The organism is Pseudomonas sp. B21-021 (assembly GCF_024749205.1).
Lineage (GTDB): Bacteria > Pseudomonadota > Gammaproteobacteria > Pseudomonadales > Pseudomonadaceae > Aquipseudomonas > Aquipseudomonas paraglycinae.
Window position 1 is genome coordinate 975,964 of record NZ_CP087192.1, and the last position, 21,402, is coordinate 997,365.

Genomic DNA, 21,402 nt, shown 5'->3' on the forward strand with positions numbered 1-21,402 from the left:
CTTACACGTAGAACGATTTCAGCGGCGGGAAGCCGTTGAACTCTACGGCGCTGTAACTGGTGGTGTACGCACCGGTCGACAGCCAGTACAGACGATCACCGATCGCCAGGTTCAGCGGCAGTCCGTACTTGTAGTTTTCGTACATGATGTCGGCGCTGTCGCAGGTCGGGCCGGCGATCACGACTTCTTCCATCTCGCCTTTCTTCTCGGTCCAGATCGGGAACTTGATCGCTTCGTCCATGGTTTCGATCAGGCCCGAGAATTTGCCCACATCGGTATAAACCCAACGCTCCACGGCGGTGCGGGATTTACGCGCGACCAGCACCACTTCGCTGACCAGGATGCCGGCGTTGGCGATCAGCGAACGGCCCGGCTCCAGAATGATTTCCGGCAGGTCATCACCGAAGTCTTCCTTCAGGAAGCGGATGATTTCTTCGGCGTAGGTTTCCAGGCTGTTGGTACGGGTGATGTAGTTGGCCGGGAAGCCACCGCCCATGTTGATCAGCTTGAGGTGGATGCCGTCTTCTTCCTTCAGGCGTTCGAAGATCACTTTGACCTTGGCGATCGCCGCGTCCCAGACGCTGATGTCGCGCTGTTGCGAACCAACGTGGAACGAGATGCCGTATGGCACCAGGCCCAGGTCGCGGGCGAGGATCAGCAGGTCCATGGCCATGTCGGTCTGGCAGCCGAATTTGCGCGACAGTGGCCAGTCGGCCGTGGTCGAGCCTTCGGTCAGGATGCGCACATAGACTTTGGCGCCCGGTGCGGCCTTGGCGATGTTGCGCAGGTCGGCTTCCGAGTCGGTGGCGAACAGACGCACGCCCTTCTCGTAGAAGTAGCGAATGTCCTTGGATTTCTTGATGGTATTGCCGTAGCTGATCTGGTCCGCGCTGACGCCACGGCTCAGCACTTTGTCCAGCTCATAGATCGAGGCGATGTCGAAGCTCGAACCTTTCTCTTTGAGCAGGTCGATGATCTCGACGGCCGGGTTGGCCTTGACCGCGTAGTAGACCTTGGCGAATTCGAAACCGGCGCGCAGGTCGTCATAGGCCTGGGCGATCATCGCGGTGTCGATCACCACGAAAGGGGTTTCCTGTTTGTCGGCGAACGCCTTCATTTTCTGAAAGGTTTCGCGCGCGAAATAGTCTTCGACCTGGATCGACATACTTGGGAGCTCCTATGGGCAAACTCGTGAAATCAATGGGTGCGAGGGTGTGTCATCAATGAATTCGCGAGTGCGTTGCGCCTGAGCGCGTGCCAGGCAAGGCGCAGGCCGCCGCTAATGGTCGCTCCCTTCGCAAGGCCTGCAACGCAGCATGGCGCGCGCTCAGGCACAACCCGAAGGGCCGGGCCTGCTTTTGCGCAGGGCTGCGTTGCTCGTCCCTTATTTGGAACAACCAAACTGCGGGCCTCGCGCCTTGCCCTGCGCAAAAGCAGACCCGGCGCACTCGTGAATTCATTGATGACACACCCTCCTGAACGCCCTCCGTATCCCCACTTTGGTTCGCCTACTTCCCAAGGCATGTCGCCGAAAGCAAAAAGGCCATGGGAAATGTAGTCTTTCTTTCCCTTGGCCTTGCTGTCTCGTCGTCAGTACTTGAGCCGGATGGATCGTTTCCAGCATGGACGTTCGGCGCGAACTTTAGGGCGTGAGGGGCCTGAGATCAACTAAAAATGTCGCGTTTTTGCACGCTTCTGACGTGCGTCGCGGATATCACTCTTTGTAGCCGACCGAGATGACGGTCAGATGTTCCGCAATAATTTTCAGGTGTTAAAAATACCTGCACGTTCGAAGCTGATGCGCGCCAAGTCATGGATAAGTACGATCACTTCAACATCGGCGACGTTGGCGGCGAGAAGGGGAGGTGAGGGGGAAGTTGCTGGTCAAGGCTGATATCTTCGGACGGATTCAGCCTTCTGATGTGTTGATATTTCTTGCCGGCTCATCGTCGGCAAAAAAATCACGGCTTTCAGGTCCCGGCGGTCGAAAAAAAGGGCTGTCGAACAGCCCTTTAGCTTTTGATCAGGCCACCGCCTCGGCTGGCGACACAATATTGGTCTTCATTCCGCGTGAACGACCCGAACTCAGGTACGCCGCAATCGACTCCTGGGTAACCTCGCCGAGGAACACTCGCTCTGCATCCATCACCGGCAACCAGGCGCGATTGAACTCGTACATGCGCGACAACAGGATGCGCAAATGCTCGTCATAAGCGGCCGTGGCGTTGAACTCGCGCAGGAATTGCGCACAGGTGCCGGTCTGACGATGCAGGTCACGACGGCGCACATAACCCAGCGCCTTGTTCTCCGCGTCAGTCACGACGACATAACGGCGGTCATGCTCGTCCATCAACTCCAGCGCATCGGCCACCGGGGTTTCCGGGCTCACCGACGGCGCGTTGTCCGCGGCGTCTTCGGCTTTCACCAGCAGCAGGCGTTTGAGGGTGCTGTCCTGGCCGACGAAGTTGCTGACAAAATCGTCCGCCGGATGGGCGAGCAGGGTGTCCGGATGGTCGATCTGCAACAGTTTGCCGGCGCGGAAAATCGCGATCTTGTCACCGAGCTTGATCGCTTCGTCGATGTCGTGGCTGACCATGATCACGGTCTTGTTCAGCGCTCGCTGCATCTCGAAGAATTCGTTCTGGATCATCTCGCGGTTGATCGGGTCGACCGCACCGAACGGTTCGTCCATCAGCAGCAGTGGCGCATCCGCCGCCAGTGCGCGGATCACGCCGATCCGTTGCTGCTGGCCTCCGGACAGTTCACGGGGGTAACGATGCAGATACTGCTTGGGTTCAAGCTTGATCATGCTCATCAGTTCGCGGGCGCGGTCGTGGCATTTCTGTTTGTCCCAGCCGAGCAGTTTCGGCACCACCACGATGTTTTCTTCGATGGTCATGTTCGGGAACAGACCGATCTGCTGAATCACGTAACCGATATTGCGGCGCAGGGTCACTTCGTCGAGGTCGGTGGTGTCTTCGCCGTTGATCAGGATCTTGCCCGAGGACGGCTTGATCAGGCGGTTGATCATTTTCAGCGTGGTGCTTTTGCCGCAACCCGATGGCCCGAGGAACACGCAGATTTCGCCTTCATTGACGGTCAGGCTTACCGAGTCCACGGCTTTCACATCTTTGCCGTTGCTTTGGAAGGTCTTGCTGAGGTTTTGAAGTTCGATCATTTGAGGAGTCCTTTTGGAGTCAGCGAACGTTGCAGCCACTGCAAAATGAGATCGGCGAAGATCGCCAGAAGACTGACCAGCAGCGCGCCGACGATGAGCATCGACATGTCGCTACGGCTGATGGAGGCGAGGATCAGTACACCGAGGCCGCCGGCGCCGATGGTCGCGGCGATGGTCATCACGCCGATGTTCATCACCACGGCGGTGCGTACACCGGCGAGGATCACCGGCACCGCAATCGGCAACTCGACCATGCGCAGGCGCTGGCCGAAGGTCATGCCGATGCCGCGTGCGGCTTCACGGATGCCCGGTTCGACGCCGGTCAGGGCGAGGTAGGTGTTGCGCATGATCGGCAGCAGTGAATAAAGGAACACGGCGGTGATCGCCGGCATCGGGCCGAGGCCCTGGCCGAATTTCGAATAGAACGGCAGCAACAGGCCGAACAGGGCAATCGACGGCACGGTCAGCAGCACCGTGGCGCTGGCCTGCAAGGGACCGGCGAGGCTCGGGAAGCGCGTCATCAGGATGCCCAGTGGCACGCCGATGAGGATCGCCAGGCTGACGGCGATGCCGACCAGCGTGATGTGCTGCCAGGTCAGGTGCATCACCTGCTGCCAGTCGAGGTGGGAAAAGGCGTTCAGGAATTCCATGACTTTTCCTCCTTTAATTCAGTGGATGCTGGCGCAGGAAATCGGCAGCGACTTTCGACGGGCTTTCGTGATCGACATCGACCCGCGCGTTGAGCTGGCGCATGGTTTCGTCGTCGAACAGTTCGGCCAGTGGCTTGAGTTGCTCGGCGAGTTTCGGGTGGGCATCGAGGTAGGCCTGACGCACCACCGGCGCAGCGGTGTAGTCCGGGAAGTAATGCTTGTCGTCTTCCAGCAGCTTCAGCCCGAACGCGTTGAGGCGACCGTCGGTGGTGTAGACCAGACCGGCAAACACCTGACCGTTGCGCAGGGCGGTGTAGACCAAACCTGCGTCCATCTGCCGGATGTTCTTGCGGGTCAGGTTCATGTCGTAGAGCTTGACCATGCCGTCCAGGCCGTCGGAGCGGTTGGCGAACTCGGTGTCCAGCGCCACCAGGTGATTGGTCTTGGCTTCAGCCTTCAGCACGTCGTTCAACTGGCTGATGTTGCTGATCTGCGGATATTCCTCGGCCACTTTTTTCGGCAGGGCGAGGGCGTAGGTGTTGCTGAATTTCGACGGTGTGAGCCAGACCAGGCCCTTTTTCGCGTCGAGTTCTTTCACCCGGGCGTAGGACTGTTCGCTGTCGAGTTTTTCGGTGACATGGTTGTAGGCCACCAGCGACACGCCGGTGTATTCCCAGAGCATGTCCAGCTGTCCGGTTTCGTGGGCGCTGCGGGCCAAGTTGCTGCCCAGGCCGCCGGTGATCTGCGCGTCGTAGCCTTTGCTGCGCAGGTATTGCGCGGTGATTTCCGCGAGCAGGGTCTGCTCGGTGAATACCCGGGCGCCAAGGCGAATCACCGGTTTGTCGGCGGCTTGGGCGATGCCTGCGAAGAGCAGCACGCAGCCCAGAATCAAACTAAGTCTTTTCATAAATATTCCTTCGCAAGGCCTTAAGACGGGCGCAAACCGCGTTCCAGCCAGAGGCGGCTGGCGAGGGTGACCACGCCATCGAGCAGCAGGGCCAGCAGCGCGGTGCACGCGGCGCCGAGCAGCAGTTGCGGCTGATTGTTCAGGGCGATGCCGGGGAAGATCAGGCTGCCGAGGCTGTTGGCGCCGATCAGGAAGGCCAGCGGCGCCGTACCGACGTTGATCGCCAGCGCCACCCGCACACCGCCGACGATGATCGGCACGGCGTTGGGCAATTCGACTTTCCACAGCACCTGGCGCGGCGTCATGCCGATGCCGACGGCGGCTTCTTTCAGCGAGCCCTGGACGTTTTTCAGGCCTTCATAGGTGTTGCGCACAATCGGCAAAAGCGAGGCGAGGAACAGAGCGAAGATCGCCGGACCGCTGCCGATGCCGAGAATCCCCAGGGCAATTGCGAGCACGGCCAGCGGCGGCACGGTGTTGCCGATGTTGAAGATCTGCATGAAGCGTTCGGCGCGTCCGACCATGGTCGGACGGCTCAGGAAGATACCGGCGGGGATGCCCACGACCAGGGCGGCCAGCATTGAAGCGAGGACGAGAATCAGATGAGCTTGCAGGTAAAACAACAAATCGTCGCGGTAGTGTTCGATCGTGTTGATGCCGATCCAGTGGACCAGCAGGGCCAGGAGCGCGATCACCACCGCACCTCCCATCAGCCCTTTGCCATAGCGGATAGCCACAGGCGGACTCCTTTTTTTTAGTCGGCGAGCGCTGCTCCGTGTGGCAAGGCCATTCCTGGCTGCCGAAGTCAGCGTTCGCGAGAAGCAGCTTTTTTTCAGTCCGGCAAAAGCGGTCTGAAAGCGAGCCATGAGCGCAGCCTCGTCAGGCTAACTTGCTGATTTTTCAGCCCCTGACGAATTGTCGTAACAGGGGATGGACGTCTCCGTGCTTTAAAAGGTTCCCATCTGAGGCAGCATTTGGCCACCCTTAATGTGCTCAACGGTTCGGTTATTGAATCGAGTTGGGCTATAATCGCCGCCCTTTTTTGAATCACCGCCAGGCGATTTCCCATGACCAGACAGGCCGCCGAAGTCGCGAAACGCCGCACTTTCGCCATTATTTCCCACCCCGATGCCGGTAAAACCACCATCACCGAAAAGCTCTTGCTGATGGGCAAGGCGATTGCCGTGGCCGGTACGGTGAAATCCCGTAAATCCGACCGCCACGCGACATCCGACTGGATGGAGATGGAAAAGCAGCGGGGCATCTCGATTACTACGTCGGTCATGCAGTTCCCGTATCGCGAACACATGATCAACCTGCTCGACACCCCGGGCCACGAAGACTTCTCCGAAGACACCTATCGCACCCTGACGGCGGTGGACTCGGCCCTGATGGTTCTCGACGGCGGTAAAGGTGTTGAGCCACGTACGATTGCCCTGATGGACGTCTGCCGTCTGCGTGACACGCCGATCGTCAGCTTCATCAACAAACTCGACCGTGACATCCGCGACCCGATCGAACTGCTCGACGAGATCGAAGCCGTCCTGAAGATCAAGGCTGCGCCGATCACCTGGCCGATCGGTTGCTACCGCGACTTCAAGGGCGTGTACCACCTGGCCGACGACTACATCATTGTCTACACCGCCGGTCACGGTCACGAACGCACCGAAACCAAGATCATCGAGAAGCTCGACTCCGACGAAGCCCGCGCGCATCTGGGCGACGAGTACGACCGTTTCCTCGAGCAGCTGGAACTGGTGCAGGGCGCCTGCCACGAGTTCAACCAGCAGGAGTTCCTCGACGGTCAGCTGACTCCGGTGTTCTTCGGTACGGCACTGGGCAACTTCGGTGTCGATCACGTGCTCGACGCCGTGGTCGACTGGGCGCCGCGCCCGCTGGCCCGTGTGGCCAACGAGCGCACCGTGGAGCCGGTGGAAGAGAAGTTCTCGGGCTTCATCTTCAAGATCCAGGCGAACATGGACCCGAAACACCGCGACCGCATCGCTTTCATGCGTATCTGCTCCGGCAAGTACGAGAAAGGCATGAAGATGCGCCACGTGCGTACCGGCAAGGACGTGCGCATCGGCGACGCCCTGACGTTCTTCTCCTCCGAGCGTGAACAACTGGAAGAAGCGTACGCCGGCGACATCATCGGTCTGCACAACCACGGCACGATCCAGATCGGCGACACCTTCAGCGAAGGCGAAACCCTGGGTTTCACCGGTATCCCGCACTTCGCCCCGGAACTTTTCCGCCGCGTACGCCTGCGCGATCCGTTGAAATCCAAGCAATTGCGCCAGGGCCTGCAACAGCTGGCCGAAGAAGGCGCGACCCAGGTGTTCTTCCCAGAGCGCAGCAACGACATCATCCTCGGCGCCGTCGGTGTGCTGCAGTTCGATGTGGTCGCCAGCCGCCTGAAAGAGGAATACAAGGTCGAGTGCTCCTACGAGCCGATCACCGTGTACTCCGCGCGCTGGATCGAATGCAGCGACAAGAAGAAGCTCGAGGAATTCTCCAACAAGGCCGTGGAAAACCTGGCACTGGACGGCGGCGGTCACCTGACCTACCTCGCACCGACCCGCGTCAACCTGGCCCTGATGGAAGAGCGCTGGCCGGACGTGAAATTCCGTGCCACCCGTGAGCACCACTAAGCATTGAGCTGTTCCCTCCAAAGCCCCCGTTGCGTAAGCCTCGGGGGCTTTTTAGTGGCTGCTCATCAAGCGCTCCAGATAGACGACCTCGCTTAGCCGATCCGGTTATGGGCGTTATTCGAAAGCGGTCTGTCCACGCATGGCATTTCCGGGCAGTGGTTAGCGTCCTATCTGGTGAACCCGGCGGATCGGAACTAGATTTCAATCAGCGTCAGGTCAGCATGAATTTCTCACCTGGAACAGGATGGACTCGGCTATGAAAAACAGGTTGCTACGCGTTTTGCTGCTGTTGAAAGTGATGGTGATGCTGTCCCTCGGCACCGCGACGGCCTGGGCCGAGTGCGAGGATCACGATACCCAGGCTTCCAGCGGGCAGGTGGGGCACAGCGCGCTGATGCTGGCCAAGTCCGCGTCCGAGCCGGGCGATCAGGGTCAGGGTGGCAGCGCCGACGATGACGACTCGACCACCGATGAGCCGGACACCGACGATCCGGACGAAGGCGATAGCCAGACGTAGATTCCGGGCGAAAGAAAACCCCTTCTTTCCCGATCGATGCGCAATCGGGGCAGAAGGGGTTTGGTCAACTCATCAACAACCCGCCCCGGGAAACGGGGCGGGTTTTTTCATGCCGCGCCGTCGAGGAATTGCTCGGCGTAGTGGCACGCGACCTGACGCGTGTCGAGCTGGCGCAGGGCCGGCTCTTCGCTGCTGCAACGCGCGGTGGCGTACGGGCAGCGCTTGTGGAACGCGCAGCCAGGCGGTGGGTTCAGCGGGTTGGGCAGCTCGCCGACGATCTTGATTTTCGGCTTGTCCGGATCCGGGTGGATGGTCGGAGTCGCCGACAGCAGCGCCTGGGTGTACGGGTGCAGAGGACGGGCGTAGATGTCGTGCTTCGGACCGATTTCCACCGGGCGACCGAGGTACATCACCATCACGTCATCCGCCACGTGCTGCACCACCGCCAGGTTGTGCGAGATGAACACGTAACCGGTGTTGAACTCCTGCTGCATGTCCATGAACAGGTTCAGCACCTGCGCCTGGATCGACACGTCCAGTGCGGAAGTAGGTTCGTCCGCCACCAGCACTTTCGGTTGCAACATCATGGCGCGGGCCAGCGCGATACGCTGACGCTGACCGCCGGAGAACATGTGCGGATAACGCTGGTAGTGCTCGGGACGCAAGCCGACCTGCTTCATCATCGCCTGGACTTTCTCGCGACGCTCGGCGGCCGACAGGTTGGTGTTGATCAACAGCGGTTCGGCCAGTTGATCGCCGATTTTCTGCCGTGGGTTCAACGAAGCGTACGGGCTCTGGAACACCATCTGCACGTCTTTGCGCAGTTGTTTGCGCTGAGCCTTGTCGGCGCCGGCCACTTCCTGGCCTGCGATTTTCAGGGAACCGGACGATGGCTCTTCGATCAAGGTCAGGGCGCGGGCGAGGGTGGATTTGCCGCAGCCCGATTCACCGACGACGGCGAGGGTCTTGCCGGCTTCCAGCTCGAACGACACGCCGTTCAGGGCGCGTACGGTCGCATGGCCCTTGAACAGGCCACGGGAGACTTCGTAGTGACGGGTCAGGTCGCGGGCGGTAAGTACGACGGCCATTACGCCACCTCCTGGTTCAACGGATAGAAGCAGCGGGCGAGGCTGTTGCTTTTCGGGTCAAGGGTCGGACGCTGCGCGCGGCAGCTGTCCTGCACGTACGGGCAGCGCGGCGACAGCAGACAGCCTTGCGGGCGGTCGTAACGGCCGGGAACGATGCCCGGCAGAGTGGCCAGACGCTCGGCACCCTGGCTGTGTTCCGGAATCGCCTTGAGCAGCGCTTCGCTGTACGGGTGGGCCGGGATGTCGAACAGTTGCGGCACCTGACCGACTTCAACGGCTTGACCGGCGTACATCACGCACACGCGCTGGGCGGTTTCGGCCACCACGGCGAGGTCGTGGGTGATCAGCACCAGGCCCATGTTCTGCTCTTTCTGCAACGCCAGCAGCAGGTCCATGATCTGTGCCTGAATCGTCACGTCGAGTGCGGTGGTCGGCTCGTCCGCGATCAGCAGTTTCGGCTCGCCGGCAATCGCCATGGCAATCGCCACACGCTGGCTCATACCGCCGGACAGTTGGTGCGGGTAGGCGTCCATACGGCTGGCGGCGCCCGGGATTTCGACTTTTTCCAGCAGCTCGATCGCACGTTTGCGCGCTTGCTTGCCGGACATTTTCAGGTGCAGGCGCAGCACTTCTTCGATCTGGAAACCGACGGTGTAGCTCGGGTTCAGCGCGGTCATCGGGTCCTGGAACACCATCGCCAGGTCTTTGCCGACGATCTGCCGACGCTGGCGGTTGTTCAGCTTGAGCATGTTCTTGCCGTCGAAGCTCAGCGAGTCGGCGGTGACGATCCCCGGGTGCTCGATCAGGCCCATCAGCGCCATCATGGTCACGGACTTGCCGGAACCCGACTCGCCCACGATCGCCAGAACTTCGCCCTTGTCGACTTTCAGGTCGAGGCCGTCGACGACCGGGGTGGCGTTCTTGTCGCCGAAGCGAACGTTGAGATTCTTGATTTCTAACAGTGACATGGGAATCTCCTCAGGCGGCGTTCTTGAGTTTCGGGTCCAGCGCATCGCGCAGGCCGTCGCCCATCAAGTTGATTGCCAGCACGCTGAGCAAAATGGTCAAACCAGGCAGACTCACCACCCACCAGGCGCGTTCGATGTAGTCGCGGGCCGAAGCCAGCATGGTGCCCCACTCAGGGGTTGGCGGCTGGACGCCGAGGCCGAGGAAGCCCAGGGCGGCGGCATCGAGGATCGCCGAGGAGAAGCTCAGGGTCGCCTGAACGATCAGCGGTGCCATGCAGTTCGGCAGCACGGTGATGAACATCAGGCGCGGCAGACCGGCACCGGCCAGGCGCGCGGCGGTCACGTAGTCGCGGTTCAGCTCACCCATCACGGCGGCACGGGTCAGACGCACGTAGGACGGCAGCGAAACCACGGCAATCGCGATCACGGTGTTGATCAGGCCAGGGCCGAGGATGGCGACGATCGCCACGGCCAGCAGCAGCGATGGCAGGGCCAGCATGATGTCCATCAGACGCATGATGGTCGGGCCGACCATTTTCGGGAAGAAACCGGCAAACAGACCCAGCAGGATCCCCGGGATCAGCGACATCACCACCGACGACAGACCGATCAGCAGCGACAGGCGCGAACCCTGGATCAGACGCGACAGCAGGTCGCGACCCAGTTCATCGGTGCCGAGCAGGAATTGCATCTGCCCGCCTTCGAGCCACGCCGGCGGCGTCAGCAGGAAGTCGCGGTATTGCTCGCTCGGGTTATGCGGGGCGACCCACGGCGCGAAGATCGCGCAGAAAATTACCAGCAGCATGAACAGCAGGCCGGCGACGGCGCCCTTGTTCTTGGCGAAAGCCTGCCAGAACTCTTTGTACGGTGACGGGTACAGCAGACTTTGATCCACGGCGGTGGCGGCGGTGACTACTGAGGAAGTTGGAGTGCTCATGGGTATTGACCTCAGCGCTGATGACGGATGCGTGGGTTGGCAAAGCCGTAGAGGATATCCACCACGAAGTTGACCAGAATCACCAGGCAGGCGATTAACAGGATGCCGTTTTGCACAACCGGGTAGTCCCGGGCGCCAATGGCTTCGATCAGCCATTTACCGATGCCGGGCCAGGAGAAGATGGTTTCGGTCAGGACCGCACCGGCCAGCAGGGTGCCGACTTGCAGGCCGACCACGGTCAGTACCGGGATCAGCGCGTTGCGCAGGCCGTGTACGAACACCACGCGCGACGGCGACAGGCCTTTGGCCTTGGCGGTGCGGATGTAGTCTTCACGCAGTACTTCGAGCATCGACGACCGGGTCATCCGCGCGATCACCGCCAGCGGGATGGTGCCGAGCACGATGGCCGGCAGGATCAGGTGGTGCAGGGCATCGAGGAACGCGCCCATGTCATCGGCCAGCAGGGTGTCGATCAGCATGAAGCCGGTGCGCGGCTCGATGTCGTAAAGCAGGTCGATCCGCCCGGACACCGGGGTCCAGCCCAGGCTCACCGAGAAGAACATGATGAGGATCAGGCCCCACCAGAAGATCGGCATCGAATAACCCGCGAGGGAGATGCCCATCACCCCGTGGTCGAACAGGGATCCTCGCTTGAGTGCCGCGATCACCCCGGCCAGAAGGCCCAGGATGCCGGCGAACAGCAGGGCGGCCATGGACAGTTCCAGGGTCGCCGGGAAGAGGGAGGTGAACTCGGTCCATACGCTCTCACGGGTGCGCAGGGATTCGCCGAGGTCGCCATGGGCCAGTTTGCCGATGTAGTCCAGGTACTGGGCGTACAGCGGTTTGTTCAGACCGAGGCGTTCCATTGCCTGAGCGTGCATTTCGGGGTCGACCCGACGTTCGCCCATCATCACTTCCACGGGGTCGCCGGGAATCATGCGAATCAACGCGAAAGTCAGCAAGGTGATGCCGAAAAACGTGGGGATCAATAACCCCAGTCGGCGGGCAATAAAACTAAACATCGTGTGTGGTACCTCATCAGCCGGTTAGGCGTGCCCGGCGACCCTGGGGTCAGGGGCGCCGGGAGTTTCTTATCTACTTCACCTGGGTGGTGGCGAAGTTATTGGTTGTCAGAGGGCTGATGTGATAACCCTCTACGTTGTTGCGCATTGCGGTGAACATGCGGGTGTGGGCCATGCTGATCCACGGTTGGTCCTGATTGAAGATGACTTGCGCTTCTTCATACAGTTTGGCGCGTTCGGCCGGATCTACTTTAGCCCGTGCTTCGTCGAGCAGGGCCTGGAATTTCTCGTTGCACCAGCGAGCGTAGTTTTCGCCGTTCTTGGCGGCTTCGCAACTGAGCATAGGCGTCAGGAAGTTATCCGGGTCGCCGTTGTCGCCCGCCCATCCGGCCGAAACCATGTCGTGTTCGCCGGCCTTGGCGCGTTTAAGCATCTCGCCCCATTCCATGACGCGGATGTCGATCTTGATCCCGACTTTCGCCAGGTCAGCCTGCATCATCTGCGCGCCGAGCATCGGGTTCGGGTTGGTCGGGCCGCCGCCGTTGCGGGTAAACAGGGTAAACACGGTGCCTTCCGGTACGCCGGCTTCCTTGAGCAGCTTGCGGGCGGCGTCGAGGTCACGTGGCGGGTTCTTCAGGTCGTGGTTGTAGCCCAGCAGGGTCGGCGGGTACGGGTTGACCGCGACCGAGGCGTTGCCTTTGCCGAACAGGGCGTTGACGTAGGCTTCCTTGTCGAAGGCGATGTCGATCGCTTTGCGCACCCGCACGTCGCTGATGTACTTGTGCGTGGTGTTCATGGCGATGTACGAGACGGTCATCGCGTCCATTTCATCGACTTTCAGGTTGCTGTCTTTCTTGATGCTCGGGATGTCATCCGGTTTCGGATACAGCGCGATCTGGCACTCATTGGCCTTGAGCTTCTGCAAACGCACGTTGTTGTCTGTGGCAATCGCCAGGATCAGTGCATCAGCCGGTGCCTTGCCACGGAAGTAATCCGGGTTGGCCTTGAAGCGTACCTGGGCATCCTTGGCGTAACGCTGGAAGATGAACGGGCCGGTGCCGACCGGTTTGTTGTTCAGGTCGCCAGTCTTGTTGGCCTTGAGCAACTGGTCGGCGTATTCGGCCGAATAGATCGAGGAGAAAGCCATGGCGATGTCGGCCAGGAACGGCGCTTCGCGGCGGGTCAGGGTGAACTTGACGGTATTGTCGTCGACTTTCTCGACGCTTTTCAGCAGTTCCTTGAAGCCCATGCTTTCAAAGTACGGGAAGCCCACGCTCGACAGCTTGTGCCACGGGTGATTCGGGTCCAGCTGACGCTGGAAACTCCAGACCACGTCGTCGGCATTCATGTCGCGGGTCGGCTTGAAATATTCGGTGGTGTGAAACTTGACGCCTTTGCGCAGGTGGAACGTGTAGGTCAGGCCGTCTTCGCTGATGTCCCAGGACTCGGCCAGCGCCGGAATCACTTCGGTGGTGCCGGGCTTGAAGTCCGCCAGACGGTTGAAGATGGTTTCGGCCACCGCGTCGGCAGTGACTGCAGTCGTGTACTGGACCATATCGAAGCCTTCCGGGCTGGCTTCGGTGCAGACCACCAAGGGTTTGGCCGAGACGCCGACAGCGACACTCAGCAACGCAGCCGCGATGGCCGCACGTAGGGGAAGCATTTTCATCAAGAACCCTCTGCAATCGGTTGAAGACAAAAAGCCGAACGGCCGACTCGTCACTGAGTCAGCCGTCGGCTGGCGTTTTTACAGGATGTTGAATGGAACGGTGGTTACGAGACGGAACTCGTTGATGCTGCCGTCAGCCTGGTTCTCGCTCGCACGGTGCGCGGTGTAGGTCGCACGAACGGTGGTGGCTTTCAGAGGACCGCTCTGTACCGCATAAGCGGCACCGATGCCGTATTCATAGTGGTGCTCGCCGTCCATCGACTGCACGCCGTCGTAGCCGCCACCCTTGTAGTGAGTGCCGTCGATGCCCCAGCCGCGGGCCTGGTAGATGTTGAACTTCAGGCCTGGCACGCCGTATTCGGCCATGTTCAGACCGTAGGCCACCTGGAAGGATTTCTCGTTCGGGCCGTTGAAGTCCGACAGCAGGGAGTTGGCCAGGTAGATGCCGTTGGTTTCGTGCAGGTAGTCGAAGTACTCGTTACCGTTCACTTCCTGGTAGGAGAAGGTCAGGGTATGCGCCTGGTGAGTCAGACCGAACGACAGGGAGTAGGTGTCGTTGTCGATTTCACCCAGTTTCTTCTTACCTTCGTCCACGGTCTTGTAGTAGTTCAGACCGGTGGTCAGAGCCAGAACCGAGCTGTCACCCAGCACGTGGGTGGCGCCGAAGTAGTACTGGTTCCACAGGTCTTCGGCCTGGGTGCCCCACAGGCTGGTGGTCAGGCTGGCGAACGGCTGGTACGAGATGCCGCCGGTGTGGACGTGGTCGGCTTCGGCATCGATCGCGCCGTATTCGGAGCGGAACTTGCTCAGGCTTTCTTCGGTACGCGGCGAAACGCGGTCGAACGAGGCCAGGTCGAAGGACAGGTTGTTCAGCTCTTCGCTGTGGATCGCAACACCTTCGAAGCTCGATGGCAGCGGACGGTTGCCGATCACGTCGACCTGCGGGCTGCTGAAGTTCATGCGGCCGGCGGTCAGGGTGGTGTTGGAGATGCGCGCCTTGACGTTGGCCAGGCCGACTTTGCTCCACTGGCCCTGGGCTTCGCCGCCTTCACGGGTCAGGGTACGGTTGTTGCCCGCGCCTGGACGGGTGCCCGGTGCGCCACCGTTGTTGGACGCCAGGTTCTCGCGATCACGCTCCAGCGCGATGGCATTGTACGCCGCCACTTCGGTGCTGAAACCGACGGTGCCTTCGGTGAAGCCCGAGTTGTACTTGACGATGGTGCCTTGCACCCAGTTGATACGGCGGTCGGTCGGGGTGGCCACGCCATCCTTGCGATAGGTGAACTTGCCGCCGCGTTTCAGTTGTTCGTTGGCGTACCAGTTACGGGTCGAGCCGCTGATCGACTGACCTTCGAGGAAGCCGGTGGCTTCAGCCTGGGCGCTCTTCTCGTTGACGGTCACCGGGGTGAACGCCTGGCTTTGGGTTTCCGCGTAAGCCGTGGCGGTGATGCTGCTGATGGCCAAGGCCAATATCGCGGTATTGCTCAGTTTCATGGGTGAAGCTCCTTTACTTTCTTTTTATGCCGGCTTTTTTGGGTTGGCCGGTTATTGGTTTAGAACTCATTCACACATCGCAAACGTTTGCAAAAGGTCTGATTGGCGAATTTCGGCAAAGCGCTTGCGTGAGGGGGTAGACGGCCCCCTCAGCATTGCGGCTAATCGGTTTTGTGTTTAATCGATGCTGACACCCGAAAACACGTTGCGACCAAACGGGCTCACTTTGAACCCTTCGACTTTGGTGCTCAGTGGCTGGTTGACCGTCGAGTGAGCGACAGGCGTGATCGGCACTTGCTGCTTGAGCAGTTGCTGGGCCTGTTTGTAGAGCACGGTGCGCTGGTCACGGTCGGTGACGACCTTGGCCTGTTTGATCAGCTTGTCGTAAGCCGGATCGCACCACATGGAGTAGTTGTTGCCGCCGATGGCGTCGCAGCTGTACAGCGTGCCGAGCCAGTTGTCCGGATCCCCGTTGTCACCGGTCCAGCCGATCAGGCTGATGTCGTGCTCGCCATTTTTGGTGCGCTTGATGTACTCGCCCCATTCGTAGCTGACGATCTTCACTTTCAGACCGATCTTGGCCCAGTCCGCCTGGAGCATCTCGGCCATCAGTTTGGCGTTCGGGTTGTACGGCCGTTGTACCGGCATCGCCCACAGGGTGATCTCGGTGCCTTCCTTGACGCCGGCAGCCTTGAGCAGCTCTTTGGCTTTTTCCGGGTTGTAGGCGGCGTCCTTGATGGTGTCGTCGTAGGACCATTGGGTTGGCGGCATGGCGTTGACGGCCAGTTGGCCGGCGCCTTGATAAACAGCGTTGAGAATCCCCTGTTTATTCACTGCCATGTCCAGCGCCTGACGCACTTCGAGCTGATCGAACGGCTTGTGGCGCACGTTGTAGGCGATGTAGCCGAGGTTGAAGCCCGGCTTCTCGATCAATTGCAGTGTCGGATCGTTCTTCAGTGCCGGCACATCGGCAGGGCGCGGGTGCAGGGTGATCTGGCATTCGCCGGCCTTGAGCTTCTGCACACGTACCGAAGCGTCGGTATTGATCGCGAAAATCAGGTTCTTCAGCTTCACCCGGCTCTGATCCCAGTAGTGCGGGTTGCCGGTGTAACGGATGTTCGAGTCTTTCTGGTAGCTCTTGAACACGAACGGACCAGTGCCGATCGGCTTCTGGTTGATGTCGCTCGGCTTGCCTTCGGCCAGCAGCTTGTCGGCGTATTCGGCAGACAGGATGGCGGCGAAGCTCATGGCGATGTTCTGGATGAACGCGGCGTCGACGCTGTTGAGCGTGAACTGCACGGTCAGCGGCCCGGTCTTTTCGACCTTGGCGATGTTCTTGTTGAGGCTCATCCCGTTGAAATACGGAAACTCGGTCGGATAAGCCTTACGGAAAGGCTGTTGCGGATCGAGCATGCGGTTAAACGTGAACAGCACGTCGTCGGCGTTGAGATCGCGCGTAGGTTTGAAGTACGGCGTTGTATGAAACTTCACACCTTCACGCAGGTGAAAGGTGTACTTGAGACCATCCTCGGAAATATCCCAGCTGGTTGCCAGGCCCGGTACGACATTGGTCGCGCCTTTTTCGAACTCGGCCAGTCGGTTGTACAGCGGCTCGGCGGCGTCGTTATCGGTCGCCGTCGTGTACTGCGCGGTATCGAAACCGGCCGGACTGCCTTCGGAGCAGAACACCAGGCTGTTGCTGGCGGCGTAACTGGCGGACGTGGCGGCCAACAGGCCGGCGCCCAGCAATGCGGAAAAAACCAAGGTATGGCGCATGACGCTCCCTCTTTTCTTAGTGTTTTTCAATGCGCCGCGATCCCGTCCAGGGAAGTTGTGGCGACATTGAGCTCAAACCAATACGGCAGCAAAACCGATAGCCCACGCAGTCACTGGTCAGAACCCGACGGTAGGGGCCGTGGGTCTGGCAGTAAATGCGCTGAGTCCTAAAGACTCGTAGGAAAAGGCAACACGTCCTAAACCAACCTGGTAAGACCGGTTGGAAAAGGCTGTAGGCAAATTCCTGACTTCTCGGCAAAAAAAACAGCGGCGACGCTGAAAACGTCGCCGCTGCTTCTTTATTTGCTGACGCTGACGCCGTAGAAGGAGTTCAAGCCGAATGGGCTGATCTTGAAGTCCTGCACGTTGGCGCGCATGGGTTGATACACCGTCGAGTGAGCGATAGGTGTCATAGGGACTGCATCTTTGAGGACGTGTTGCGCCTCTTTGTAGAGTTCGGTGCGCTTGGCCTGGTCAGTGGTGCGCTTGGCTTCTTTCACGAGGCCGTCGAATTTCTTGTCGCACCATTTGGAGAAGTTGTTGCCACTCAGGGAGTCGCAACCAAACAACACGTTGAGCCAGTTGTCCGGATCACCATTGTCACCGCTCCAGCCAATCAGCATGCCCTGGTTCTCGCCACCTTTGGAGCGCTTGATGTACTCGCCCCATTCGTAGCTTTGAATCTTCACTTTCAGGCCGATCTTCGCCCAGTCGGACTGAAGCATTTCAGCCATCAGTTTGGCGTTCGGGTTGTACGGACGCTGAACGGGCATCGCCCACAGGACGATCTCGGTACCTTCCTTGACGCCGGCTTCCTTGAGCAGCTGCTTGGCTTTCTCAGGATCGTACTTGGCGTCCTTGATGGTGGTGTCGTAGGACCACTGGGTCGGCGGCATGGCGTTGACAGCCAGTTGGCCTGCGCCCTGGTAAACCGAGTCGATGATCTGTGGCTTGTTCACAGCCATGTCCAGCGCCTGACGAACGCGCAGGTCGGCCAGCGGGTTAGGCTCGTTGCTGCCCTTGACCTTGTCCATCACGTTGTAGGCGATGTAGCCCAGGTTGAAACCAGCCTGGTCAGGCATCTTCAGCGTAGGATCGGCTTTCAGTGCCGCGAGGTCGGCCGGACGAGGGAACAGGGTGACCTGGCATTCGTTCTTTTTCAGCTTCTGGATACGTACCGACGGGTCGGTGGTGATGGCGAAGATCAGGTTGTCGATCTTCACGTCTTCAGGCTTCCAGTAGTCCTTGTTCCCGGTGTAGCGGATGTTGGAGTCTTTCTGGTAGCTCTTGAACACGAATGGACCAGTGCCGATCGGCTTCTGGTTGATGTCGGCAGCCTTGCCTTCCTTCAGCAGCTGGGCTGCGTACTCGGCGGACTGAACCGAAGCGAAGCTCATGGCCATGTTCTGGATGAACGCGGCGTCGACTTCTTTCAGGGTGAACTTGACGGTGTGGTCGTCGACTTTATCGATCTTGGTGATGTTTGTGTCCATCCCCATGTCGGTGAAGTACGGGAATTCGGTCGGGTACGCCTTACGGAACGGGTCATCCTTGTTAATCATGCGATTAAAGGTGAACAGCACGTCGTCGGCGTTGAACTCACGAGTCGGCTTGAAATACGGGGTGGTGTGGAACTTGACGCCTTCGCGCAGGTGGAAGGTGTAAGTCAGGCCGTCATCCGAGATGTCCCACTTGGTCGCCAGACCAGGAATCACGGCGGTACCGCCACGCTCGAACTGGGTCAGACGGTTGAACATGGTTTCGGCAGAGGCGTCGAAGTCGGTTCCGGTGGTGTATTGGCCTGGATCGAAACCGGCCGGGCTGCCTTCGGAGCAGAACACCAGGTTAGTCGCAGCGGTGGCGAAAGGTGCGGAGGCTAACAAGCCTGCGCCGACTAAAAACGGAATGACCGCGTGTTTAAGCATGTTGGCCTCATGATTTGTTGTCATTTTTTAGTTGTGAGGTACGACCTCGTGAGTCGTGCCTGCGGATACTTATGCAGGGCCCATACCCAATGCAAGATCCAGAGCGCTCGGCGGCGTCAAAGCGTGGCACGAACGTACCTTAATGTCGCATCCGTATAACTTCTGACGCATTTGACCGTTTGCGGACGGTTTTTACGGTGCAAACGAAGCCCCAAAACGGTGCACTGGTCACGTTGTGCGCGCCGGATTGGGGCCGGGTGTTACTTATTTATACCCACGCCATAGAAGGGGGTTAGACCGAATGGGCTGATCTTGAATTCAGTGACTTCCTTGCGCAGCGGCTGGAGCACCGTGGAGTTGGCGATCGGCGTGATCGGCACTTGCTGTTTAAGGATCAGTTGCGCCTGTTGATACAGTTTTACCCGTTGCGATTTATCGGTGGATACCTTGGCCTGCTGAACCAGCTTGTCGTAAACCGGATCGCACCATTTGGCGTAGTTGCTGCCCTTTACCGCCGCGCAGCTGTAAAGCACGCCCAGCCAGTTGTCCGGGTCGCCGTTGTCACCGGTCCAGCCGTAGATCATCGCGTCGTGTTCGCCGTTCTTGGCGCGCTTGATGTACTCGCCCCATTCATAGCTGACGATGTTGGCCTTGATACCGATCTTCTCCCAATCCTGCTGGATCATCTGTGCCGACATCCGCGCATTCGGGTTCGAAGCGCGCTGCACGGTCATGGCCCAGAGGTTGATGGTTGTACCGGGTGCAACCCCGGCTTCCTTGAGTAGCGCCTTGGCTTTGACAGGGTCGTGCGGCGCGTCTTTTATGTTCGGATCGAACGACCATTGCGCTGGCGGCAAGGCGTTTTGCGCCAGCTGCCCGGCACTCTGGTAAACCGCCTTGATGATCGCCGGTTTGTCGATGGCCATGTCGAGTGCCTGGCGCACTTTGAGCTGGTCCAGCGGCGGGTGGGTGGTGTTGTAGGCGAGGAAGCCGAGGTTGAAACCGGCCTGCTTCAACACTCGCAGATTCGGGTCTTTTTCCATCACTTCGATGTCGGCCGGGCGCGGGTAGCCGCTGACCTGGCATTCGCCGGTCTTGAGCTTTTGCAGGCGTACGGCGGCGTCCGGAGTGATCGAGAACACCAGGTTGTCGAGCTTCACGTCCTCGGGTTTCCAGTAATCCCTGTTTGCCGCGTAGCGGATCTGCGCGTCTTTCTGGTAGCGCTTGAACACGAACGGGCCGGTGCCGACCGGTTTCTGGTTGAGGTCGGCGGCGTGGCCTTCCTTCAACAGTTGGGCGGCGTATTCGGCCGATTGCACCGAGGCGAAGCTCATGGCGAGGTTTTGCACGAAGGCGGCGTCGACGTTGTTCAGGTTGAAGCGCACGGTGTTTTCGTCGAGCTTTTCCACGGATTTGATCGTGGTGTTGAGGCCCATGTCGGTGAAGTACGGGGATTCGGCGGGGTAGGCCTTGCGGAAGGCGTTTTCCGGGTCGAGCAGGCGCTGGAAGGTGAACAGGACGTCGTCGGCGTTGAAGGTTCGGGTCGGGGTGAAGTAGTCGGTGGTGTGGAATTTTACGTTTTGGCGCAGGTGGAAGGTGTACTGGAGGCCGTCCGGGGTTACGTCCCAATTGGTCGCCAGGCCGGGTTCGATTTCGGTGCCGCCGCGTTTGAATTGGGTTAGGCGGTTGAAGACGGTTTCGGCGGAGGCGTCGAAGTCGGTGCCGCTGGTGTATTGGCTGGGGTCGAAGCCCGCGGGGCTGGCTTCGGAGCAGTAGACCAGGGTTGTTGCTGCGTTTGCGAAGGGTGCGGTAGTTGCCAGGGCGAGGGTGATCAGGAGTGGTTTCAGGGTGGATCTATGCATGTGTGGCCCGTGGGTTTTTAGGAGGTTGTTGTTTGAGGGTAGCGGGGATTTGGGGGTGTTCGGAAATATCGTTTTTTGAGGGGATGCGTCTATCTCGGTATATCTGGGGTGGTTGGGGGCATATCCGTTGCTGCGGTAACGGCTTCTTATGGTTCCGCTCTTACAGCGGGTCACTTTGGCAAACGCCCCAAAGTAACCAAAGGTCTTGGGCCCCGGCGTTCGGCCCCTCGCTGGGGCTCGGGGTTCCTTCGTTCCGGTATTCATCCGGGGGCATCGCCTACGGTTTGCTTCGCTGCACCTCCTCTCGATGTGTTTGGCTTCGCCAAACGGTCGCTGCGCTCCCACCCCCGGACAAATCCCTCCACTCAGCCTTCCGAAGGGGCCAAAAGATCAAGAGCTTTACTCGAGCTAACGCTCATCGTGTTGAGTGGTGGGAAGCGAGAAGCGAGAAGCGAGAAGCGAGAAGCGGAAAGCGAGAAGCGGAAAGCGGAAAGCGGAAAGCGGAAGGCAACTGCGGACTGCTTGATCGTTCCCACGCTCCGCGTGGGAATGCAGCCCGGGACGCTCCGCGTTCCATTTTCGAATGTTTAAAGATGTGTGGGATTCACCGAACCTTCCCACAAGGTTTTCAGGTTGTCCGTCGGAAGCACGATCCCTAGTCTTTGGTTGTCGCAGAAAACTCTGTGATTGGGTGTGAGAACCTAGGCAAGCGAGTGTCATTCGAACGCCAGTCCGACCATAATTGCCGCCAGCATTTC

Annotated in this window: 16 protein-coding genes; 2 read left to right on the forward strand and 14 right to left on the reverse strand. The window is 59.7% G+C overall.

All coding sequences use genetic code 11. From position 1 onward, the window contains the following. Position 1 precedes the first annotated feature (1 nt). The 5 genes from LOY31_RS04155 to LOY31_RS04175 all read right to left on the reverse strand — a co-directional run bounded on the left by LOY31_RS04155 (position 2) and on the right by LOY31_RS04175 (position 5,445). Positions 2 to 1,165 (reverse strand): type III PLP-dependent enzyme, encoded by a 1,164-nt coding sequence (locus LOY31_RS04155; protein ID WP_007953693.1) that lies wholly within the window; start codon positions 1,163 to 1,165, stop codon positions 2 to 4. 858 nt (positions 1,166 to 2,023) lie between these two features. Further along, the gene (locus LOY31_RS04160) at positions 2,024 to 3,178 is read right to left on the reverse strand and encodes a betaine/proline/choline family ABC transporter ATP-binding protein (protein WP_258712905.1); all 1,155 of its coding nucleotides are present in this window, start codon (positions 3,176 to 3,178) and stop codon (positions 2,024 to 2,026) included. After that, positions 3,175 to 3,828 carry an ABC transporter permease gene (locus LOY31_RS04165; RefSeq protein WP_007953690.1) on the reverse strand — a complete coding sequence of 218 codons (654 nt, stop codon included), beginning with the start codon at positions 3,826 to 3,828 and terminating at the stop codon, positions 3,175 to 3,177. Before LOY31_RS04165 ends, LOY31_RS04160 begins: the two co-directional genes overlap by 4 nt. A gap of 13 nt (positions 3,829 to 3,841) precedes the next feature. Next, on the reverse strand, positions 3,842 to 4,735 hold the full coding sequence (locus tag LOY31_RS04170; RefSeq protein WP_258712906.1) for a glycine betaine ABC transporter substrate-binding protein: 894 nt from the start codon (positions 4,733 to 4,735) through the stop codon (positions 3,842 to 3,844). 20 nt (positions 4,736 to 4,755) lie between these two features. Then, on the reverse strand, positions 4,756 to 5,445 hold the full coding sequence (locus LOY31_RS04175) for an ABC transporter permease (protein WP_172667905.1): 690 nt from the start codon (positions 5,443 to 5,445) through the stop codon (positions 4,756 to 4,758). A gap of 357 nt (positions 5,446 to 5,802) precedes the next feature. Here LOY31_RS04175 and LOY31_RS04180 point away from each other — a divergent pair, with 357 nt between their 5' ends. Both LOY31_RS04180 and LOY31_RS04185 read left to right on the forward strand, forming a co-directional pair. Beyond that, on the forward strand, positions 5,803 to 7,386 hold the full coding sequence (locus LOY31_RS04180; RefSeq protein ID WP_221534388.1) for a peptide chain release factor 3: 1,584 nt from the start codon (positions 5,803 to 5,805) through the stop codon (positions 7,384 to 7,386). Positions 7,387 to 7,642: 256 nt separating this feature from the next. Beyond that, positions 7,643 to 7,903: a hypothetical protein gene (locus tag LOY31_RS04185; protein ID WP_221534387.1), complete on the forward strand. Its 261-nt coding sequence runs from the start codon at positions 7,643 to 7,645 to the stop codon at positions 7,901 to 7,903. A 107-nt stretch (positions 7,904 to 8,010) separates the two neighbouring features. Here LOY31_RS04185 and LOY31_RS04190 read toward each other — a convergent pair whose 3' ends face one another. The 9 genes from LOY31_RS04190 to LOY31_RS04230 all read right to left on the reverse strand — a co-directional run bounded on the left by LOY31_RS04190 (position 8,011) and on the right by LOY31_RS04230 (position 20,644). Continuing rightward, on the reverse strand, positions 8,011 to 8,991 hold the full coding sequence (locus LOY31_RS04190) for a peptide ABC transporter ATP-binding protein (protein WP_007953682.1): 981 nt from the start codon (positions 8,989 to 8,991) through the stop codon (positions 8,011 to 8,013). Then, entirely contained in the window at positions 8,991 to 9,959 is a 969-nt protein-coding gene (locus LOY31_RS04195) for an ABC transporter ATP-binding protein (protein ID WP_007953667.1), read from the reverse strand. The genes LOY31_RS04190 and LOY31_RS04195 overlap by 1 nt, the downstream gene beginning before the upstream one ends. A 10-nt stretch (positions 9,960 to 9,969) precedes the next feature. Next, entirely contained in the window at positions 9,970 to 10,896 is a 927-nt protein-coding gene (locus LOY31_RS04200) for an ABC transporter permease subunit (protein WP_085608057.1), read from the reverse strand. Between the two features lie 11 nt (positions 10,897 to 10,907). Further along, positions 10,908 to 11,918, reverse strand: coding sequence for an ABC transporter permease subunit (locus tag LOY31_RS04205; RefSeq protein ID WP_007953665.1), 1,011 nt, complete (start codon positions 11,916 to 11,918; stop codon positions 10,908 to 10,910). 73 nt (positions 11,919 to 11,991) lie between these two features. Next, positions 11,992 to 13,587 (reverse strand): ABC transporter substrate-binding protein, encoded by a 1,596-nt coding sequence (locus LOY31_RS04210; protein WP_258712907.1) that lies wholly within the window; start codon positions 13,585 to 13,587, stop codon positions 11,992 to 11,994. A gap of 78 nt (positions 13,588 to 13,665) precedes the next feature. Next, positions 13,666 to 15,081, reverse strand: coding sequence for an OprD family porin (locus tag LOY31_RS04215; protein ID WP_007953663.1), 1,416 nt, complete (start codon positions 15,079 to 15,081; stop codon positions 13,666 to 13,668). Between the two features lie 177 nt (positions 15,082 to 15,258). Then, a complete protein-coding gene (locus tag LOY31_RS04220; RefSeq protein ID WP_085608058.1) occupies positions 15,259 to 16,857 on the reverse strand; it encodes an ABC transporter substrate-binding protein in 1,599 nt (532 codons plus the stop codon). Positions 16,858 to 17,156: 299 nt separating this feature from the next. Next, positions 17,157 to 18,782 (reverse strand): ABC transporter substrate-binding protein, encoded by a 1,626-nt coding sequence (locus tag LOY31_RS04225; protein WP_221534386.1) that lies wholly within the window; start codon positions 18,780 to 18,782, stop codon positions 17,157 to 17,159. A 260-nt stretch (positions 18,783 to 19,042) separates the two neighbouring features. Continuing rightward, on the reverse strand, positions 19,043 to 20,644 hold the full coding sequence (locus LOY31_RS04230; RefSeq protein ID WP_258712908.1) for an ABC transporter substrate-binding protein: 1,602 nt from the start codon (positions 20,642 to 20,644) through the stop codon (positions 19,043 to 19,045). Positions 20,645 to 21,402: the final 758 nt, after the last annotated feature.

What these genes read in the sequence shown, in the direction of transcription:
- LOY31_RS04155 (WP_007953693.1), bottom strand. Translation starts at nt 1,165, where the DNA reads ATGTCGATCCAGGTCGAAGACTATTTCGCGCGCGAAACCTTTCAGAAA.
- LOY31_RS04160 (WP_258712905.1), bottom strand. Translation starts at nt 3,178, where the DNA reads ATGATCGAACTTCAAAACCTCAGCAAGACCTTCCAAAGCAACGGCAAA.
- LOY31_RS04165 (WP_007953690.1), bottom strand. Translation starts at nt 3,828, where the DNA reads ATGGAATTCCTGAACGCCTTTTCCCACCTCGACTGGCAGCAGGTGATG.
- LOY31_RS04170 (WP_258712906.1), bottom strand. Translation starts at nt 4,735, where the DNA reads ATGAAAAGACTTAGTTTGATTCTGGGCTGCGTGCTGCTCTTCGCAGGC.
- LOY31_RS04175 (WP_172667905.1), bottom strand. Translation starts at nt 5,445, where the DNA reads ATGGGAGGTGCGGTGGTGATCGCGCTCCTGGCCCTGCTGGTCCACTGG.
- LOY31_RS04180 (WP_221534388.1), top strand. Translation starts at nt 5,803, where the DNA reads ATGACCAGACAGGCCGCCGAAGTCGCGAAACGCCGCACTTTCGCCATT.
- LOY31_RS04185 (WP_221534387.1), top strand. Translation starts at nt 7,643, where the DNA reads ATGAAAAACAGGTTGCTACGCGTTTTGCTGCTGTTGAAAGTGATGGTG.
- LOY31_RS04190 (WP_007953682.1), bottom strand. Translation starts at nt 8,991, where the DNA reads ATGGCCGTCGTACTTACCGCCCGCGACCTGACCCGTCACTACGAAGTC.
- LOY31_RS04195 (WP_007953667.1), bottom strand. Translation starts at nt 9,959, where the DNA reads ATGTCACTGTTAGAAATCAAGAATCTCAACGTTCGCTTCGGCGACAAG.
- LOY31_RS04200 (WP_085608057.1), bottom strand. Translation starts at nt 10,896, where the DNA reads ATGAGCACTCCAACTTCCTCAGTAGTCACCGCCGCCACCGCCGTGGAT.
- LOY31_RS04205 (WP_007953665.1), bottom strand. Translation starts at nt 11,918, where the DNA reads ATGTTTAGTTTTATTGCCCGCCGACTGGGGTTATTGATCCCCACGTTT.
- LOY31_RS04210 (WP_258712907.1), bottom strand. Translation starts at nt 13,587, where the DNA reads ATGAAAATGCTTCCCCTACGTGCGGCCATCGCGGCTGCGTTGCTGAGT.
- LOY31_RS04215 (WP_007953663.1), bottom strand. Translation starts at nt 15,081, where the DNA reads ATGAAACTGAGCAATACCGCGATATTGGCCTTGGCCATCAGCAGCATC.
- LOY31_RS04220 (WP_085608058.1), bottom strand. Translation starts at nt 16,857, where the DNA reads ATGCGCCATACCTTGGTTTTTTCCGCATTGCTGGGCGCCGGCCTGTTG.
- LOY31_RS04225 (WP_221534386.1), bottom strand. Translation starts at nt 18,782, where the DNA reads ATGCTTAAACACGCGGTCATTCCGTTTTTAGTCGGCGCAGGCTTGTTA.
- LOY31_RS04230 (WP_258712908.1), bottom strand. Translation starts at nt 20,644, where the DNA reads ATGCATAGATCCACCCTGAAACCACTCCTGATCACCCTCGCCCTGGCA.